Origin of the sequence: Roseateles albus, from assembly GCF_028595345.1 — a bacterium.
Lineage (GTDB): Bacteria > Pseudomonadota > Gammaproteobacteria > Burkholderiales > Burkholderiaceae_C > Paucibacter_A > Paucibacter_A albus.
The window spans coordinates 44,867-63,112 of the sequence record NZ_JAQQXT010000008.1 but is presented as its reverse complement, the minus strand read 5'-3'; the positions used below and the strand labels follow the sequence as shown (position 1 = coordinate 63,112).

The 18,246-nt window shown below is 62.8% G+C and carries 15 protein-coding genes; 6 read left to right on the top strand and 9 right to left on the bottom strand.

The features are described 5' to 3' along the window. Positions 1–7: 7 nt before the first annotated feature. Positions 8–490 (bottom strand): hypothetical protein, encoded by a 483-nt coding sequence (locus PRZ03_RS13895; protein WP_273600863.1) that lies wholly within the window; start codon positions 488–490, stop codon positions 8–10. Between the two features lie 267 nt (positions 491–757). On the opposite strand from PRZ03_RS13895, the gene PRZ03_RS13890 reads away from it, so the two are divergent. The 4 genes from PRZ03_RS13890 (at position 758) to PRZ03_RS13875 (ending at position 5,436) form a co-directional block, all read left to right on the top strand. Beyond that, complete coding sequence (locus tag PRZ03_RS13890) at positions 758–1,495, top strand: Crp/Fnr family transcriptional regulator (RefSeq protein WP_263533960.1); 738 nt, start codon at positions 758–760, stop codon at positions 1,493–1,495. Between the two features lie 52 nt (positions 1,496–1,547). Then, positions 1,548–2,711, top strand: coding sequence for a GGDEF domain-containing protein (locus PRZ03_RS13885; protein WP_273600862.1), 1,164 nt, complete (start codon positions 1,548–1,550; stop codon positions 2,709–2,711). Between the two features lie 158 nt (positions 2,712–2,869). Further along, complete coding sequence (locus PRZ03_RS13880) at positions 2,870–3,343, top strand: rhodanese-like domain-containing protein (RefSeq protein ID WP_273600861.1); 474 nt, start codon at positions 2,870–2,872, stop codon at positions 3,341–3,343. A gap of 53 nt (positions 3,344–3,396) precedes the next feature. Continuing rightward, positions 3,397–5,436, top strand: a complete 2,040-nt coding sequence (locus PRZ03_RS13875; protein ID WP_273600860.1) for a putative bifunctional diguanylate cyclase/phosphodiesterase — start codon at positions 3,397–3,399, stop codon at positions 5,434–5,436. A gap of 41 nt (positions 5,437–5,477) precedes the next feature. On the opposite strand, the gene PRZ03_RS13870 is transcribed toward PRZ03_RS13875, so the two are convergent. Together PRZ03_RS13870 and PRZ03_RS13865 are read right to left on the bottom strand one after the other, a co-directional pair. Continuing rightward, complete coding sequence (locus PRZ03_RS13870; RefSeq protein WP_273600859.1) at positions 5,478–7,085, bottom strand: oleate hydratase; 1,608 nt, start codon at positions 7,083–7,085, stop codon at positions 5,478–5,480. 157 nt (positions 7,086–7,242) lie between these two features. Beyond that, entirely contained in the window at positions 7,243–7,815 is a 573-nt protein-coding gene (locus PRZ03_RS13865; protein WP_273600858.1) for a Crp/Fnr family transcriptional regulator, read from the bottom strand. Positions 7,816–7,921: 106 nt separating this feature from the next. Here PRZ03_RS13865 and PRZ03_RS13860 point away from each other — a divergent pair, with 106 nt between their 5' ends. Continuing rightward, positions 7,922–8,209, top strand: a complete 288-nt coding sequence (locus tag PRZ03_RS13860) for a ribosomal protein L7/L12 (RefSeq protein WP_263533954.1) — start codon at positions 7,922–7,924, stop codon at positions 8,207–8,209. Here the strand turns inward: PRZ03_RS13860 and PRZ03_RS13855 are convergent. After that, on the bottom strand, positions 8,204–11,704 hold the full coding sequence (locus PRZ03_RS13855; RefSeq protein WP_273600857.1) for an ATP-binding protein: 3,501 nt from the start codon (positions 11,702–11,704) through the stop codon (positions 8,204–8,206). The genes PRZ03_RS13860 and PRZ03_RS13855 overlap by 6 nt on opposite strands. Before the next feature lie 109 nt (positions 11,705–11,813). On the opposite strand from PRZ03_RS13855, the gene PRZ03_RS13850 reads away from it, so the two are divergent. Then, entirely contained in the window at positions 11,814–12,416 is a 603-nt protein-coding gene (locus tag PRZ03_RS13850; protein ID WP_273600856.1) for a 2-hydroxychromene-2-carboxylate isomerase, read from the top strand. A 538-nt stretch (positions 12,417–12,954) separates the two neighbouring features. On the opposite strand, the gene PRZ03_RS13845 is transcribed toward PRZ03_RS13850, so the two are convergent. The 5 genes from PRZ03_RS13845 to PRZ03_RS13825 all read right to left on the bottom strand — a co-directional run bounded on the left by PRZ03_RS13845 (position 12,955) and on the right by PRZ03_RS13825 (position 18,245). Continuing rightward, positions 12,955–13,725: a substrate-binding periplasmic protein gene (locus tag PRZ03_RS13845; protein WP_273600855.1), complete on the bottom strand. Its 771-nt coding sequence runs from the start codon at positions 13,723–13,725 to the stop codon at positions 12,955–12,957. Between the two features lie 562 nt (positions 13,726–14,287). Further along, the gene (locus tag PRZ03_RS13840; RefSeq protein WP_273600853.1) at positions 14,288–15,787 is read right to left on the bottom strand and encodes a serine hydrolase domain-containing protein; all 1,500 of its coding nucleotides are present in this window, start codon (positions 15,785–15,787) and stop codon (positions 14,288–14,290) included. A 132-nt stretch (positions 15,788–15,919) separates the two neighbouring features. Then, positions 15,920–16,150, bottom strand: coding sequence for a hypothetical protein (locus PRZ03_RS13835; protein WP_273600852.1), 231 nt, complete (start codon positions 16,148–16,150; stop codon positions 15,920–15,922). Positions 16,151–16,186: 36 nt separating this feature from the next. Next, positions 16,187–16,900, bottom strand: a complete 714-nt coding sequence (locus PRZ03_RS13830; RefSeq protein ID WP_273600850.1) for a DUF3313 domain-containing protein — start codon at positions 16,898–16,900, stop codon at positions 16,187–16,189. A gap of 70 nt (positions 16,901–16,970) precedes the next feature. Then, a complete protein-coding gene (locus tag PRZ03_RS13825; RefSeq protein ID WP_273601031.1) occupies positions 16,971–18,245 on the bottom strand; it encodes a metallophosphoesterase in 1,275 nt (424 codons plus the stop codon). Position 18,246: the final 1 nt, after the last annotated feature.

The window sequence follows — 18,246 nt, the reverse complement described above, 5'->3', positions numbered from 1 at the left end:
ACCGCGCTCAGTGCAGGTCCGGCGAGAAAGCTTCTTGCAGCCGCCAGCCCTGCTGCCACAAGGCTTGCAGCGCCTGCTCCAAAACAGCATCGCGCAAGGCGTTTGGACTCTGGCCGGGCCGGGCCAAGACCACCGGACTCAGCCACTGCGGCGCGGCCTGGGCTTCGCTGGATGCAGACGCTCGCCACAGGGCCAAACGCCAGGCATGCTGGGTGCCGCAAGCCTGGGCCTCATCGGCCAGCAAGCCCAGCCAATCACCGCTGCGCACGCCATAGGCCGCGCGCACGATGCGGGCCGCCGAAGCACGCCTGGGCATCTGCGCGAGGGCTTCGCCCCAAGGGCTGATGAGATGACGCGAGGCCGATGCAACCTGGGCCGGCAATGCGGCGGGCTGGGTCGACTTAGGGTTGGAGTGCTGCACTGACTCTGAAGCGGCGAGTGAGGCGGCCCGGCGGGTCAGCCAACGATCAAAAGAAGCAAGACCTTGCATGATAAAAATGATAACTCCGAGTGCCCTGACACCGGCGTTTGCCGGCCCAGGGCATCTCGGAGCCGCAACGCTTTAGCCGTATTTGATAGCCCGCCCGCAAGTAGTTGGTAAATCGGCGGTGACACCGTTGGAACGATGTCGGGTGGGATTATAAACAACACAAAGCAACGCGACACGGTTGCGCCCGCCTTGGATAGCCTTGGGACATCTTGCAGTGCACAATTTGGGCACTAGGTCACAGTAACAGCCTGGGTAGCGAGCGCCATCTTGAACGAGTCGATTTCACAGCTGACTGAGTTTGCCCAAGCATGGCTCGGGGACGTCTTGGCTTCGCCACAACAAACACTCGCGCATTTGGCGGCGGCCATCGCCGTCGCCCTGGTGATGGCCGGCGCGCTGGCCCGAACCATGATGCCGCTGCGCTGGTTGGCTGCCGGCAGCAATGTCGGCTTGATGATTTATGGCGCCTTGCATCCGTCGCCGATCACTTTTTCCATCGCAGCCGTGCTGCTGCCGGTCAACCTTTACCGCGCGATTGAAGTCAGCAAGCTGACCCGCCGGGTCCACCGCGCGGAGGCCGACGCCCGTCAGGCCGGGCTGTGGCTCAAGCCCTATATGAAGGCCAAAAAGCTCAAGGCCGGCCAAACCCTGTTCAGCAAGGGCGACTTGGCCGAGCATCTGTTTTTATTGGTGGAAGGAGAGATGGAACTGGTCGAGTTGGGCAAGGTCTTGGAGCCCGGCCGCATTTTTGGCGAAATTGCACTTTTCTCCCCCGACCGCATTCGTACCAGCACCGTGCGCTGCGTCACGCCTTGCACCGTGCTGCGGATTCATGACAGCACCGTCCGGCAGCTCTATTACCAAGACCATGCCTTTGGTTTTCACCTGATCGACCTGCTGGCCAGCCGCCTCAGCGGCGATGTACAACGCGCGCAAGCGCAATTGCGCGAGGCCAAGCGTGAAAAGCTGGACCAAAGCCAAGCACACAGGCAAGACTCCAGCTAGGCAAGCAAGCGTTTGCCGCTACATTGGCTGCCGCCCATGACAAACCCAGTTGTTGAACATCGCCGCTAGCCACTTGGACATCCGAACCCTGTTTCTCGCCCAGACCTGTGCCATGGCGGCCATTGCCGCCATGCTCTGGGTCGCCCGCAGCCCGGCCGATGAAGGCAATGGGCTGAAGACTTGGATGTGGGCCGTGGGCTGCCAGGCCCTGGCCTACCTGCTGCTGGCCAATTTAAGCTGGTGGCCGATGCCGCTGTCGACCTTGCTCGGCAATGCGCTGGGTGCCCTCAGCGTGGCCTTGTTTTTTACCGCCATTCGGCAGTTCCTCGGCCTGCCCATCGCCATTCGAAGACTGGCCTTGATGTTCGTCCTGGTGACGGCCGCTGCAACCGTTGCCAGCGGCTTGACACCCAGCGAACATCGACTCATACCAACCATCTTCAACGGCTTTGTTTACGCCGGCCTGGAGTGGCTGAATGCGCTGGCGCTGTGGCGAAGCCCCAGGCCGGAGTTGCGTCGGGTGCAGCGCATCGTGGCCCTGCTCTACTTTGCCATGGCTCTGCTGCTGCCCGTACGCGCCGGTGTGTTGCTGCTCGACGCAATCAATGTGGGGCAGTTCAGCATCCCCGAGGCATGGAATCAACCGATTTACCTGTTCGGCTTCATCTACATCATCGCCACCAACCTCGGCTTCTTGCAAATGTGCAAGATGCGCGCCGAGGCCGAGGTACGCATGCAAGCGCTGACCGATGGCCTGACCGGATTGCCAAACCGCCGCGCGCTGGATGAAGCGATGGATGCGGCCTTGGGTGCAGCACAGCGACAAGAACAGCCCTTCGCGCTGCTGATGATCGACTTGGACTTCTTCAAAAGCATCAATGATCGCTTCGGCCATCACACCGGCGACCAAGTGCTCGCAACCTTCGCCACACGGCTTCGCGGCGGCCTGCGTTCCCAGGATCAGGCCTTTCGCTACGGCGGCGAAGAGTTCATTGCCTTGCTGCCCGATACCCGCGCAGACAGCGCCTTGGTTCTGGCCGAGCGCCTCAGGCAGCAAGTAGGCTCGGCGGCCGAGCCCTCAAAGCCGGCCATCAGCGCCAGCTTTGGAGTCGCCGTCTGGCAGCCGGGCGACGACGGTGACGCCATCTTCCAGCGCGCCGACCGGGCTCTTTATCAAGCCAAGGCTTTGGGCCGCGACCGAGTCGCGCTGGCCTGATTCCCAAGCCACCATCCCTAGCCCCACAAGGCTGCAGCGCAAGGATAGAGTCGCTATTTCGTCTCAAGCCGGCCACGCGCAAGCCGATATTGCTGCAATATTGGCCCGGGCTTGGTCAGCGCTTGGGCGCTGACTATGTTCCATTGCCGGAGTTCCCGATGCAAGATCGCAGACTTTTCGTGGGCTTGATGATCCAAGTGTTGACCGCTTCCTTGGTCACCAGTTTGCCGGCCCGAGCGCAAGACAAACCCCAGACGCCGACCCGCTTGGCTGGCGGCAAGGTGATCAGCCCGCAAGAGGCGCATGCGCTGATGAGTGGGGGCAAGGCCATTTGCATCGATACCCGCAGCCCCTTGAGCTACGCCAAGGGTCATATTCCAGGCGCGCGCTTGCTAGCCTACAAAGAGAAAAGCGAGTTTGCCGAGAATTTTGATGCGGCAGTCGACAGTTTCGACTTCGAAAAACTGCCGCCTGACAAGCGCACGCCACTACTCTTCTACAGCGATGGACCGACCGGCTGGAAGTCCTACAAAGCGGCCGTGCTTGCGCAGCGCCGAGGCTATGTGAATGTGCATTACCTGCGCAGCGGCTGGGCCGGCTGGGAAGCTGCCGGTCTGCCGAAAGAGGAATAGCCCCTCGGCAAAATCAATCCAAGCACCTCAACCTCCAATCAGCGATGGACACCTTGAGCACAAAGGGCCCCGCCCTCAGCAAGGACGAGACAGCAGCCCGCCCCAAGCGTCTGACGCTGCGCCAACGGGTGGTTTGGGGCGCTGCCGGCCTGGCCTTGCTGGCCTTGGTGATGCTGCTGCTGGCGCGCGCTGCTTTTGAGCGCATGGATGAGGCGCAGGCCCGCTCCAACGCCGCCCATCATCTGACGCTGGACGGCCAAAGGCTGCTGCGCTTGAGTGGCGAACTGCTGCTCTCACAAGGTGCCAAGAGCGCACGTGAAGCGCTTGCCCGGACCATGACACATGTGTCCGACGATCTGGCTGCCTTGCCGCAGAGTGACCCGGTGAGTGCCGAAGCCGCGCTCAAGTGGCCGCAGTTGAAGACCCATATCGACGACTTGCTGGCGCTGCGCCTGATTGATGCCCAGGACGACTCCACCTTGATAGCTTATGGCCGCCTGGCCAAGGATATGGAGGCCTTCAAGCCCATCTTGCTGGCCGCCCAGGACCGCGCCGAGCGAACAGCCAGTGACGAACTCAAGGCCGGCGAGCTCTGGTTGGTCGGTGGCCTGCTCGGCCTGACCGCGCTGACAGCTCTTGCGGGTATAGGCTTGGTGCGCTTGCTCGACCATCAACTCGGCGGCGACCCCGGCCTGGCCCGGCGCATCGCCAGATCCATCGCCAAGGGCGACCTGGACAGCCCGGTCCCGGTTTCGCCACAGCACCCCAAGAGCGTGCTGGCTGCGTTGGAGCATGTGCGGATGCGCCTGCTGGAGCGCCGGGCCATCGAAGCGCAGGTGCAGTACATGGCGCGCCACGATTCCTTGAGCGGCGCCTTCAACCGGGCCAGCTTCAATGAGCTGCTGAATATCGCCTTCGCCCAAGCGAGGCGTGGCAGCCAGGGCCTGGCGGTGCTCTACCTCGACCTCGATCATTTCAAGGCCGTTAACGACAGCCTCGGACACGCGCATGGCGACGAAGTCATCCGCATCACCGCCCAGCGCCTGCGCGAGCTGCTGCGTCTGGGTGATCACCTGGCACGCTTAGGGGGCGATGAATTCGCCGTCATCCTGCAGCAAATTGCGAGCCCGCAAGACCTGGAAGTGCTGGCCCAGCGCATCATCGATGCGCTGACCCAGCCGGTCATGCTGGCCGGCAAGGCGGCGCGCGTCGGCGCCAGCATAGGCATCGCCCAATACAGCGCCGAGGTGGTCGATTGCGAAGACTGGATGCACAAAGCCGACCTCGCCATGTACCGCGCCAAGACCCAAGGACGCGGCTGCTGGAGCCTCTATGACGAGCAGCTCGATGACAAGCTCAAAGGCCAGCGCGAGTTGATGAGCGATCTGCGCGCAGCCATAGGCAGCTCGCAGATGAGCCTGGATTACCAACCCATCTTTGCCCATGGCGGCGAGCACCTGCTCGGCTATGAAGCGCTGCTGCGTTGGGAGCACCCGCAGCTCGGCCCGCTGCTGCCGCTGGCCTTCATTGAACCGGCCGACGCCGCCGGCTTGATGGAAGCCTTGGGGGACTGGGTGTTGCAGCAGGCCTGCGCCGAAGCGATGCGCTGGCCCAGCCCGCTGACGGTGTCGGTCAATCTGGCCGCGAGCCAGCTCTTGCACGGCAAGCTGATCAAGAGCGTGACCGCAGCACTCAAGTCCAGCGGCCTGCCGGCGCTACGCTTGAACCTCGAAATCAACGAGGCCATCCTGCTGCCCCAACGCGAGGCCGTGGCCCGTACCTTGGAGGGCCTGAGCCACCTAGGCGCGGGCATCGTGATGGACGACTTCGGCTCCGGCCCGGCCAGCCTGTCCTATCTGTGGCGCGGCCAGTTTGACAAGCTCAAGATCGACCGCAGCCTGATTGAAGCGCTGGACACCGACCCCCATGCCCAGCAGGTGGTCGGCTCCATCATCGCGATGGCGCAAGCGCTGGGCCTGCAAGTCAGCGCAGCCGGCGTCGAGCGCAGCGGCCAGTTGGCTCAGCTGAATCAACTCGGCTGCAACGAGGTACAGGGATTCTTGCTGGGGCGGCCCGCGCCGATGAAGGCCTAGTGTGGCCTTGCCACCTGCGTCGGCGCGGTCCGCCGCAGACCCTATTTCAAGGCCTTCACCAAGGCCTCGAACTGCGTCTTCACCGACTTGTCATGCGGGATGATGGCCGGCACCGGACGGGCCACGTTCACCAACTCGTACACCGCCATTTGAGCGGCACGCACGGAATACTCGACAGTGAACACCACGTCGTCAGCGATCTCGACAAACTGGCTGATGAAGGCCAGGTTCTTCGAATTCTTGGGCACCGGCAAGGGCCGATCGCTGTGGGCCCGCGGCATGAACATGCTGGTGATGTAGGGCATGCGGCAGGGGATGCAGTTGGCCTGGGCCACCGCATCCAGATCAAAGCGCAGATGGCCGCAGAGCTCTCGCAGGATCTCCTCGCCGCTGCAGTCGGCCATCGGTTTGGCCACAAAGTTGCCGATCCGGTCGGGGAACAAGGCATAGCCCCAAAACACCTGCACCTCGGCCGGCTGATTGGCGAAATGCGGCTGGTGCGCCAGCACGATGGACATCAACCAGTTGGAGTCCTTGAAGGTCACCAGTCCGCCGGTGCCGGCCTCGTTGCCGCTGAAAGCCTGCATCTTGTCGAAGAACCGCGTGTCCTTCAGCGTCACCGTGAACGAAGCCCACATCGACTCGGCAATGCTGCTGTTGAAGGCGGCAGGGTTACCGAACTCGGGCCGCCCCTGGGCCAGCTTTTCCCAGAGCTGCCAGCCGCCGCTGTCGTGCTTGTTCAAGGCCGGCGGCGCGCTGTGCATGCTGCCTAGGCTGGACGCATCGGTCATCGAACCATTCTGGAAGAACACCAGATCCCCTTCCCTGACAACGATGCGCTCGGCCGCACCGGCGCGCTGGCACTCGATCGCAGTGACCACAAACTGGCCGTCTTGCTCGGTATGAATCAAATCGGTGACCTTGCAATCCGGTATGAAGCGCACGCCTTGCGCCTGCAACCAAGCCTGCAAGGGCCGCACCAGCGAGTCATATTGGTTGTACACCGTACGCTTGACACCGCCCAGCGTTTCAATGCGAGAGAACTCCAACATGAAGCGATGCAGATAACGCTTGAACTCAACGGCGCTGTGCCAGGGCTGGAAGGCGAAGGTGGTGGCCCACATAAACCAAAACTCGGTCTCAAAGAAGGCCGGCGACAACCAGTCGGTGATGGCCGAGCTGCCCAGCGCCTCCTCGCTGGCTTGGCTGAGCTTGAGCAGCTCAAGCCGGTCGCTCATCGAGAAACCCATAGCTTCCACCGGCATCTTGGCGCGCTGGCGGTTGACCAGGCGCGCCATTGAATGAGCTTGGTGCCTTTCATTGAAGGCCAGCGTTTCCTCGAACACGCTTTGCCCGGCATGCTCTAGCGAGGGGATGGTCTTGAAAAGATCCCAGGTGCATTCGTAGTTATCCGTGGTCAGCATGCGGCCGCCGCGCAGCGAATAGCCGCTTGCGGCGTCGCCGGCGCCATCCAGGCTGCCGCCCATCAAGGGCAGCGCCTCCAGGATGGTGATGTTGGCACCCGGCACCTGGGCGTCGCGGATCATGAAGGCGGCGGCGGCCATCGAGCCTATGCCGCCGCCCAGCAAATAAGCCTTGAGCTGGGTGCGATTGATACTGGAACTGGAACTGGAAACTGAGGTTTGCATGGCGAAAGCCTGACTGAAAAGAAAAGGGCCCGGCATCACCGCCCTGCACAAAATTCACAGGGAGGTGATGAAGAGCCCACAGCTTCGCCGGCTTCGTCTGCGCGTCAAATGATCTGAATCAATCGCGGGGTCGCGGCTTCTCCGCCCTTGATCTGCATCAAACCCGCAAGCGCTTACGGATCCGGCTCAAGGCCTCCGGCGTGACGCCCAGGTAATGCGCTATGTCCCGCACCTGTATGCGCTTGGCCAAGGCCGGATAAGTCTGCAAAAAGGACTGGTAACGCTCCTCGGGGCGCATGGTGAGCAGTTCGCGCTCGCGCTGCTCCTTGCGCACGATATGGCTTTGCAGCAGCTGCGAAATCGCCCGCTGCCAGGCCGGGTGAAGAGCCATCAACCGCTTCATCGCGGCGTAATCGATTTGTTCGACCTGGCAGTCCTCCAGCGCCACGGCGCCGTAGTCGGTCTTAAGGCCGGCAACCAAGACATTGGGGCAGGCAAAGAAGTCGCCCTCGCCAATGAAGGACTTGATCCATTCCTCGCCCTCCGCGTTGGTATAGCTGAGTTTGACCAAGCCACGGCGCAGCACATAGACGAAGGGCTGCCACTCGCCGGGCGCAAAAATATCGACGCCCTTGGTAAATTGGCCGAGTTGGTAAGCCGGTGCCAAAAAATCCCAGTCTGGCAAGGCTTGATCGGCGGCTTTTTCTAAAAGGATTCGGGTTTGTTGCATGGCTGTGGTGGAGTCTACTTGGGCTCGCCTGGGCCCACTAGTCGCACAAGGCTGCTGGGCCCAGGCTGCTAGCATCGCTCGGCGCACATGAACCCTGGAGCCTCGGATGAACAACGACACTTTCTTCGTCCTGACACTGCTGGCCCTGGCTATCGCCTTGTCCCAGCTGGTGGGCATTCACACGCGGCTGCGGGAGAGCGAAGCCAAGCTGAACGCCTTGCTCACACATATGGGCATCAAATGGGGCCAGTACGCCGAACCTTCAGATGAAGTCAAAGCCCTGGCCAAGGACCCGAAAGCAAAAATTGCGGCGATCAAGGCCTACCGTGAGCAAACCGGACTGGGTCTGAAGGAAGCGAAAGACGTGATTGAAAAGCTTGGTGCGAGCTCATAGCCGAATCACATTGACCGCCTCGCCGAACACCGCCCGCACCAAAGGCAGCAGATGCGCATGGTGACTAAGAAAAATCACCTGGGTTCGCTCTGACAGCGCTGCCAATGCCCGCAAGCCGGCCTCGGCGCGGGCGTCGTCGTAGTTGATGAATAAATCATCGGCGACAAAGGGCAAGGCATGAACCGGATTCTGCTCGATATGCAGCTCCAAGGCTGCCAAGCGCAGCGCCATAAACAGCTGGTCGCGGGTGCCTTCGCTCATGCCGCCCACGCCCACCAGCCGGCCATCGGCGCGCAGGCCGTGCAGGCTCAGCGGCTGTGCCTCGAAGTCAACGCTGAGGCGCTGAAACGAGCCCAGGGTCAGCGCGGCAAATATTTCGCCGGCCCGCCCCAACATCGGACCCTGCTTGGTTTCGCGGTAACGATCGATGGCCCATTTCAGCAGGCGTGAGGCGGTGTAGACCTTGACATAGCGCTCGGCCGCATTGGCCATCTTGGCCAACGCGTCTTGGCGCTGACCCTCGACGCGCGCAGCATCGTCCTGCCCCGCAATCAGGCCCAGAGCCGTCTGCGCTTTATCGAGTTCGGCGCTCAAGCCCTCGCTTTGCTGTTGCGCTTCAACGATCTGGCGCGCCAGCTCGGCCACAGCCACCGAGATCTGCGTCCCATCCACGCCCGCCACCTCGGCTTCTAGCGCAGCGAGGCTGAGGCCATCATCGCCCTCGGCCAGCGCGCTCTGCGCAGCCCGCAGCGCGGCTTCGGCCACGCGGCGCTGGTCCGAACTCGCGATGCAATCCCGCAGGCCGGCCAGCTCGCTCACACCGGCCTGCCGCAAGAGCGGCTGTAAACGCGCCCTAGCTTCGCTCAGCCGCAGCCCGGCCGCATCCGCCTTGCTTTGCAGGCCGGCCAGCTCCAGGCGCAGGCGCTGCGCTTCTTCCTGGGCACGCTGGGCGGCGCCCAACTGGCCCAGCAAGGTCTGCACGCTCGCATCGCCCGGGCCGCCGAGGTCCAGCTTCAAGCTGCCCGCACAAGCCTGCCACTCCAGCTCGAAGTCGCTCAGCTCGCGTTGCATGCGCTCGATCCGCCGCAGGCGCAGATCGCGCATCTGCTGCAAGCCGGCGTCGATGTCCGACCAAGACGCGCAGACCTGCTCAGCGGCATCCGCCAGCACCGTCTCGGGCAAGCTCATTGCTTGCAAGGCCTGCGCCCAAGCCTGCTGCCACTGGGCAAACTCGGCCTGCGCAGCCTGCCGCTTGTCCAGCAGCTGGCTGGCGGCATGGCGGCCCTGCTCGATTTGCCGCGACAAAGCCTCGGCGCGCACCGTGGCCGCCGCCGCCGCGCCCATGGCTTGGTCGGCCATCAGCATCAGGGTCTCCAGCGCCTCGCCCTCGTCAAAAGCAATCTGGGCTGCGCGCAAGCCGCCGGCCAAACCCGCCCAGGCCTCGGCCGCCTGCTGGCTGACAGCCTGCTGCTCTTGCACGGCCTCCTCCAACTGATCCTGAGCTTCCAACACGCGCTGGCGCGCCTGCCGCAAGGCTTCCAGGTCCAAAGCCGCCAGCCCGCCCAGGCCCAGTCTTTCGCTCAGTGCCTGCCACTCGGCAGCCAGCGCTGAGGCAAGGTCGGCCTGCTGGCCGTGCGCCTGCGCCATTGCCTCCCTCTGCTGGCGCAGCCTGGCCAAAGCGTCCAATTTGGCCTGCAACTCGCTTGCCTCGCGCGCTTTGGCGTGACGCTGGTCGGCCATGCCGTCGGCCTGCGCCATGCTGGCCTCGAAGCCTTGAGCAGCCTGCTGCAGCGCCGCCTCGCCCAGCTTGATGCGCTGCCATTGGGCGTTACGCTGTTCGCGCGCCTGCGCCAGATCGGCGGAAGAAATCGGTTGATGGGCCTGGGTGTATTGCTTGATCTCCAGCTCGAGTGCCGACTCATCGGCCCGCAGCTCGGCGAGCCGCTCCTGCAGAGCCTGCAACTTGCTTTGTGCATCAAGCTGGCGCTGCAAGCGTTGCTGCATCGCCGCCTCGGAGGGCAGGCTCAGCGCGCGCAGCGCCGCCATATCCAGATCGGCCCTGCCCCAGGCGCCCAGACCGTTGCGTGCGTTCAAGAGCTCCCGCTCGGCGCGCTGGCGCCTGAGCTCCACCCGGGCCAGCGTGGCGCGCACGTCGCCCAGCGCTCGGGCTCGGCTCAGGGCTAAACCCAAGCTGGCCGGCAGCTTGACACCGCCATGCGACTGTCCTTGGGCCTGCAAAGCCAAGGCCTGCAGCTCGGCCGCCTTGTCGACCTCGGCGCTGAGCGCGGTGCGGCATGCGAGGTCGAGCAGACCATAACGCTTGGCCAAAGCGGCAAAGCCGGCGCGCACCGGCAACGGCGGCACGCGCAGCGTTAAGGCTTGCTCATCCAGGTCAGGCCACCCCAGGCGGCGCAACTGGGCCGCAATCTGCTGCCAATGACCGCTCAACTCGGCGCGGCAGGCCTCGATTTCCCGGCCATGGCCGCGCACCTGCTGGCGGCGCTGCTCCAGCGCCAAGATTTCCGCCTCTTGGCGCAGCAAGTCCTCATCCACCTGCAGCGCCGCGAGCCGCTCCGCCGCCGCCTGCGCCTGGCCCATCAACAGCTCCTGCGTGCGCCCGGCAGTGGCCAGCTCCAGTTCAAGCTCGCCCAGCACAAGCGCCGCGTCCGCCGGCAGCAAGACCACATGCTGCAGCTCCGTCAGGCTGGCCTGCGCGGCGGCGATCTGCCGCAGGCTAGGCGCTACCCGGCGTACACGCTCAAACACGCTGCGCTGCAAGGCCAGCCCGTGCATCTGGGAGCGCAGCGCCTGCCGGGCTTGCTCCAGCTCGGCCACTTTGGCGCGCGCGTCCAACCATTCTTTGGTGCGCACGGTGGCGGCCTTCAAGGCCAGGTCGGCCGCTGCCAACTCGTCGCTGCCGGCGTAATAAGCACGCTCACCGGAGCGGCGCTTGGCCCAGAGCTTGTCGGCCTCGGCATCGAGCCGCTCGCGCACCGCGCCCAAACTGCCGATGCCGGCAGCCGACTGGAACAGAATCTGCCCCAAATCGTTGGAGGCGCTCAGAATCGCCTTGCCGCCTGCCTCCAGCCGCCCGTGGTCCAGCCCGAACATCTGCTCAAAAAAGCTCCGGTCGCTGGGCCCCAAGAAAGCCGCCAGGGCCGACTCGGGCAAGGCCTGACCCCGCGCGTCGAACAACGACTTGTTGCGCGCCTTGCTGCGCTCAAATTGCAGCTTCAACTCACCCTGCGACAAGATGGCCCCCAAGCGCATATCGGCCTTGGCATGCAAAAAGTCGTAGCTGGAGCGCGTCTCGATGCCGAACAGCAGGTCGAGGATGGCGTTGCGGGTGGTTGATTTGCCGGCCTCATTGGCGCCGACGACAAAATGAAAATCGCGCGCAATTGGCGCTGCTGGGGTAGCGCCGGGGGCAGGGAACTCCAGGCGCTGATCGGTGAACTTGCCGTAGCGAAGCAGGTCTAGTTCTTGGATGCGCATGGGTAGGTTTCGACTTGTTTTCGCGGCTCAGACATGGCGGCGATGGTAAGCCAAGCTCAGGCCCTGCTTGCGCCCTACAATCCGCGCCAAATCACCGGAGTGAATCCCCATGACAGCGCCCATCGACTTCTATTTCGACTTTGCCTCGCCCTATGGCTATATTGCCTCGGAGCAGATCGACCAGATCGCCGCTCGCCATGGCCGCACGGTGACTTGGCGTGCCATCGTGCTGGATGCAAACTTCCAGTCGCTGGAGCGCATCCGCATCCCCAACAACATCATGCGCAGCGACTACATCCGCCGTGATGCCGAACGGCTGGCCGCTTTTTACGGTGTGGAATACAGCACCCCCAGCAATCTGGGCGCCCACACCGAACAGGCCGCCAGGATTTTTCACTGGATACATGACCGCCAACCTCAGCGGGGCCGCGACTTCGCCAGTCGCGTCATGAAGGCCTATTTCGTCGACGACCAGAACATCGCCTCCGAAGAAGTACTGGAAGCGCTGTGCACCGAGATGGGCATGAGCGCCGAAGACTTCGCCGAAGCCAGCGCCAACCCGGCCAGTCGCTCGCGCCTGAAGGCCGAGGTTGACATGGCAGAAGCACGCGGTGTTTTCGGCTCGCCCTTCTTCATCGTTGAAGGCGAGCGCTTCTGGGGCAATGACCGGCTGCCGCAGCTGGAGCGTTGGTTGGCCAGCGGGCCTTACTGAGGGAAGCTGAGCCGGCTGACGGCAAAGTGCCTGGAGCTACCAGGCGGTCTTGGCTGCTTGAAGGCAATACGCAAGGCCTGACCCTCTCGCCTATGTCTGTCTCGCCCGTTTTTCTTTTATCCCTTTCATCCACTTCATCCTGGCTGAAAATTTCCTCCGGTGCAGCCGCCGCTAGTCTTCGCCTAAATAACGATTTCCGAACGACTTGTACGAGCAAGAAATCGGAGCCTGGATGGAGGGGATAAAGAGGATAAGAAAAAAGATTGCTGCGAAGCTGGCACAGCTGGGACATGAGCAGAACCTTGTTTACGCCGCTTCGCAAGCGATGGACTTCTCCGTGCCCATTGCTGTCGCCCGTCGCGCGAGATCGTCCGACGCAGGAAGGTTGACTGCAGTCGCTCGAATTTGGCAAGTCAGCGGCCGCTGCCTAATACGGTTTAACCTCAGGCAGCAATCCACTCCTGAAGGAGAACCGGAGGTTCAAGAAATTGGAAACAGGCTCGCTCGCGGCATGCTATCGGACCGCGCTTCAAGTGATTCAGGCTGCTTGGCTGACGAGCATCTTAATGGCGTTGCGCTGCTGGTCGATAGCGGAATTGATGCGGGGCAGCAGCATCGCTAACGCATGCCCTTGGCACACAGAAAAATTCAGGGCTTTGTTAGTCAATGGTGTGCGCATCACGACGACATCGGCATTCTCGTGCTTCTGCAAGGCCCTTTCCAAGCGCTCGGCCTCAAGGTGAGAGGTCACAACAAGCACATCACAGCGGTCGGCGCTCAGCATGGCCAGACCCTGGCTGAGGCGACCGCTGAAACGCTCCACGCGCAGACCCTCAGCACGCAAGCGTTCAAACTCCGCACCTAGCGTCATTCCCAATCCGGTACACATGGCATGGCCACGCAGATCGTCCGGGGCTCTGTATGCAAAAACATTGTTGCGACGAGTGACCAGCCAGACGTAGCCGCTCGTGACAGAGTCGCTGAAGGCGAGCGACTGTTCGCGTTCGGGTGACTTGCTTACCCCCAAGGCCAAAGCCTGCCCCCCTTTCACCGTCTGCAACATCCTTGCAAACGGCACATACTTAATCTGCCATTCAATGCCGGCGGCCTCCCCTATCAAACGAACCAGTGGCAACACGAAATTAATGGAAGCACCTTCTAAGAGCAATAGGTCTACCCGCAAAGCGCCGCCCGCACGTGCATAGAGCGGCACCATGCAGCTCAGACCTAGCCATTGCAGGCATTGACGACGATGAAGCGTGCAGTCAGCATCGGCGAAGCGCTTGTGCCAGTCGTTCTTGACCTTCATGTCCACTCACCCCGGATTGAGTTGCAGTTCATCGCATCAATGCATCAATGCCGCAGCAACCGTGCCAACCAATGTACACGCAAAAATTCCGCCTCGCTTCTGCTTCGCAGGATCAAGTAGTAGACAATTTTCCGTGTTTTGTCGGGTCGCGTGCGCTGCAGGCTTCGATAGCAGCAGGTCACTCGGGACAGGATGTTGGATTAGCCAACACTGGGGCTGGTCAGTGACCGCTGTTTGTCCGCCACCGTGAGTCCGGCTCTCGACCGCCAATGACCGCAGCTGCTGTGGCATTGACCTACAAACCAGGACTTTGAGCTTCGGCAATGGGCACACCACCGACCTTGGACCACGAATGCAAACTGCCGATTGCAACCGCTTGAATCTGGCGTTCGAACAGAAAGAGCCAATGCCTGATCTTTTCCCTGCACTCTTGCCGCGATAGGCGGGCGGCGGCTCGGTTTTGACTCCTCATCGGCGCTACCCGCACGATACGGAAGGGTCTACGCGAGCAATTTGAGACCTCGCCTGCGCCTCGTCGCAAGGAACGAGAGAACAGAGCGATTCAGCGCAATGCGCCCAGGCGCAGCATCAACTGACTCCAGTTTTCCACGCCGTCCACCTGCCCTGCGGCATCGCGACGAAACCGAAAGGCCTCGCCCAGGCTACCGTCATCACGCAGGACGCGAAATTCGTCCTTGCCCATTGATTTGAGCACTTGCATGTCGCCCGCCGGGTCATGGGTGGGCAAAGGCAGCAGTGCCAATTGCTCGCCCCAGGGCACGATCACCATTTCACTCGCCCAGGGCTGGGCGTTGTAGCGGCCGGCATAAGCCAGCAAATCAGCGCTTCCCACGGGCAGCTTCATGCCCTTCTCCATCAGCTTGCGGATCGGTTTGGTAAAGCGGGGGCCAAAGTCCTCGGTTTCATTGGCATTGCTCATGGCGGCCACGGCCAGTTCATCCTCCAGTACCAGCGACAGACTCGACTGGTAGCCAGGGCACAGACCGCTGTGGCCGGCCAGCGTCTGGTTGCCATCACGGTAGACCGCAAAGCCCAGACCCCAGGTCTCCTTGCCATCCGGGTTGGTCCATTGCACGCGCTGCATCTCCCGCAAGGTGGACACCTTCAACAACTCGCTGCCGCCCTGCTTGCGCAAGCGGAATTGCCAGGCTGCAAAGCGCGCCAAGTCTTCCACCGTGGAGCTGAACCCGGCCGCCGGTGTGATACCGCCTGCGACATAGGGCTTGAGCGCCTCGCGTGTGCCGTCACGACGCGGCGCACTCCAACCTTGGGCCAGCCGCTTGCCCTGCAGTTCGGTCGGTAAGGCGGTGCGCGTGTCGGCCAACTGAAGCGGCACCAGGATATGGCGCTGCACATAGTCCTCGTAAGGCATGCCCGACAACTGGGTGACCAACTCACCCAGCAAGGACATGCCCAGATTGCTGTACTGGAAGCGATCCGCCGCCCGCATAAAGCTGCTTTGCCCCGCCAAGGCTTGCATCATCTGCTCGCGCGTGGGGAACTTGAATTCCGGCGGAGTCCAGTAGGCAAAGTCGGCTTCGCGCGGCAAGCCGGACGAATGCGTCAGCAGGCTGCGCACGCTGATGGGGCCGCTGTCGGGGTCCGTTCGCTGCAGCGTGAAGCCGGGCAGCAGCTTGCCGATGTCATCATCAAGCGAAAACTTGCCCTGCTCCCATAACTGCATCACCGCCACCGAGGTGAACAGCTTGGAGATGGAGCAGATGCCGTAGACGGTGTCGGTGCCGGCTGGGAGCTTGCCGGCGGCATCGAGCTTGCCGTAGCCCTTTTTCCACAAGAGCTCGGGGCCATGCTGCAGCGCCACCGAGAGCGCCGGGACACGTTCGTAGGCCACTTGCGCATCGAGCCAGAGGTCCAGCAGCCGCAACACGTCTTGCGGCTGGGTCGGCGTTGCGGATGGCAGCGCCGCTGGCGCGGCAGCGCTCAAAACAGGGTTGCTGGCCTGCTGCGCAGCGGCAGCGCCGGCCAGCAAAAAGGTACAGGCCAGTGCCAGGCGGCTCCACCGGACGGATCTTGAATGCATCTTGCGTTTCCTCTGCTCACCAAGCGGGCTGAGGCATCCTATAGCAGCCGGCACAACAAGCAAACTTGGCGTTAGCCCTGATTTCTCAGCCTGCTGCCCGATCCAGTGAGCCTTTGGCGTTGGCGTCGCCGCTTAGCCTAGCAAGCCCTGCGCCAGCTTGCGCAGGGCAGCCGCATCCAGGGTCTTGCCCGGGCTTTGCTCGCAAATTGCGGCAACCCGGTTCAACACGCCGGCAGCAAAGCGGTGTGCTGCGGCCAGCGTTTCTTCGTCTGTGTCATAGGTGTCATAGGCCTCAACGGCGACACCGCTGTCCGAGGCAATGGCCTTGATGTCGATCTTCTGGGCGGGGGATTGTGTGGCCATGCTGGCACTCCTGTGGCGATTGAATTGGGCGCTACTTTACTGTCTACCGGCGGCATGCGCCTTGTCGAGTGCTTTGCGCAATTTTCGCGCCCAGCCCGAGGCGATCAATTCACCCTCGCTCTGATTCATCACGCGGTTGGTCCAGCTCAGCTGACCGCCCCGGATATTCGACTCCTGACGGTCGACCACTCGCGCCAAGACCTGGCCCGTTTCGGAGTCAAAGGCCTCCAGAAAAAGCGTCATCTCGCCGGCGGACGTGACATAGGTCTTGCTCCGTCCGGCAGTTGCCACATCGGGGGCGTTGACATAGAGCTCGATGATGCTGACCTTGAGCTTGAGCACATCCGGCCCGGCCGTGTCCACGACCTGATAGCCATCCTTGGCCTGCAAGGCCTTGACGAATTCATCCCGCACCAGATTGGCCACGCCGGAGCGAATTTCCTCGCGTTCCTCGGCGGTGATCCTGAAATTGCTGCCGGGGCGTTTGGGGTCCCAGTTCTTGGAGAAGGCCACATCAACCGGCCCCAACATCACCTTGCTATATCCAGCCAGCGACGCGCCCGGCCGGGCGTAAACCAGATCCGCATCCTTGGACTTGCGCTGCTCCAGCCCGTCATGACTCAACTGCTCCTTGACTGCCGCTTTACTGTCGGCCTTGCTTGCGGCGCCAGCCTGCAAGGGCGCTGCGACCATCATCAAACACAAGGCCAAGGAAAAGAACTTGGGAAGGTTCAAATGGAATTGACGCATGAAATAACTCCTCCTGAAAGGCAATCGGTGGCGACCTCAGCCACACACCATTCTGCACCGGAAACCCTCGTTAGGTTCCCGCCTGGCCCTGCTCCGCCTGCGCCAGCTGAGCCAGCAGCGCCGGCGTGACGGCCGCCACAATACCCGCCATATCGCCGGCGCGAATGGCCTTGAACTCGGGCAAGGCGTCGATCAATTCCAGCGGCGCCTTGGCGGTGAGCTGCTGCAAGTCCTCAGTCAGGCTGCGCATGAAGTCGCCGTCTTGCGGCACCTCGGCCAGCAGCGCTTGCAAGTCGGCGATGGCGTCGGCGCGTGCGCTGATCTGCGCCGCATCCAGGGCGGGCGTGGTCTCTATCCTGAGTTTTTCTATCCACAACCTGTCGCCGCTCAGGGCGGCGGCCTGCGCCAAGACCTCCTCGCGCAACTGCGCCTCCAGGCCAAACAAGGCGCCATGAGCCGGCGTGCGCCCGACCAGCGTCACCCGCACCGCCAGCGGCCAGGCCCCGGTTTGCGCGAGCAGCAAAGCCTCCAGCGCCTGGCCCGCCAAGCTGACCACTGCCGGCAGATCGGCCGCCCCGCCCACCTCCACTTCCAGCCGCTCCCAGCGCAAGACATCGACGATCAGGCGCTCCACGCTTTGAATGCCGGCCTCGCTGGCTGTGACCATGACCGCACCGCGCGGCCCGGCCTCGCGGATATGGCGCCCCTGCAGATTGCCGGGGAAAACCACCCAGGGCGCCTCGCTCAGCACCGCATACTCATGCACATGGCCGAGCGCCCAATAGTCATAAGCCTTGGCCTGCAGCTCCTGGACAGAACAAGGCGCATAACGGGCATGCGCAGCGTAGCCTTCCAGCGCCGTGTGCAAGACGCCGATATTGAGCCAACCGGGCACGGCCGCCGGGTAGCCCAGGGCCAGGTTCTCGGTCGTGGCGGCCTCCTTGAAGCTGCGGCCATGCAGCGCGACCCGCAAGGCCTCTATCTTGTGCGTTATCGCCTTGCGGCTATCGAACAGATGGACATTGGCCGGCAGCGTCAGCCGCCGCGTCATCTCGCTCTCGGCATCGTGGTTGCCGTAGAGCAGATAGACGGGGATGCCGGCCTGGTTCAGCCGGCCCATTTCGCGCACGAAGAAATGCCCGGTGTTGTAGTCGCGCCAGTTGCCGTCGTAAAGGTCGCCCGCGATCACCATAAAGTCCACCGCCTCGTCGATGGCCGCATCGACCAGCCTGGTGAAGGCCTCTCGGCTGGCGCCGCGCAGCGCCTGCGCCGGAGCGTTCTGATAACTGGCCAGGCCGCACAAAGGGCTGTCCAGATGGATGTCGGCGGTGTGGATAAATTTGATC

Bases quoted from the DNA above. Each gene is read 5' to 3' on its own strand.
- PRZ03_RS13840 (WP_273600853.1), bottom strand. From the start codon at position 15,787: ATGCATTCAAGATCCGTCCGGTGGAGCCGCCTGGCACTGGCCTGTACC.
- PRZ03_RS13860 (WP_263533954.1), top strand. From the start codon at position 7,922: ATGAACAACGACACTTTCTTCGTCCTGACACTGCTGGCCCTGGCTATC.
- PRZ03_RS13895 (WP_273600863.1), bottom strand. From the start codon at position 490: ATGCAAGGTCTTGCTTCTTTTGATCGTTGGCTGACCCGCCGGGCCGCC.
- PRZ03_RS13855 (WP_273600857.1), bottom strand. From the start codon at position 11,704: ATGCGCATCCAAGAACTAGACCTGCTTCGCTACGGCAAGTTCACCGAT.
- PRZ03_RS13845 (WP_273600855.1), bottom strand. From the start codon at position 13,725: ATGAAGGTCAAGAACGACTGGCACAAGCGCTTCGCCGATGCTGACTGC.
- PRZ03_RS13830 (WP_273600850.1), bottom strand. From the start codon at position 16,900: ATGCGTCAATTCCATTTGAACCTTCCCAAGTTCTTTTCCTTGGCCTTG.
- PRZ03_RS13865 (WP_273600858.1), bottom strand. From the start codon at position 7,815: ATGCAACAAACCCGAATCCTTTTAGAAAAAGCCGCCGATCAAGCCTTG.
- PRZ03_RS13835 (WP_273600852.1), bottom strand. From the start codon at position 16,150: ATGGCCACACAATCCCCCGCCCAGAAGATCGACATCAAGGCCATTGCC.
- PRZ03_RS13870 (WP_273600859.1), bottom strand. From the start codon at position 7,085: ATGCAAACCTCAGTTTCCAGTTCCAGTTCCAGTATCAATCGCACCCAG.
- PRZ03_RS13850 (WP_273600856.1), top strand. From the start codon at position 11,814: ATGACAGCGCCCATCGACTTCTATTTCGACTTTGCCTCGCCCTATGGC.
- PRZ03_RS13880 (WP_273600861.1), top strand. From the start codon at position 2,870: ATGCAAGATCGCAGACTTTTCGTGGGCTTGATGATCCAAGTGTTGACC.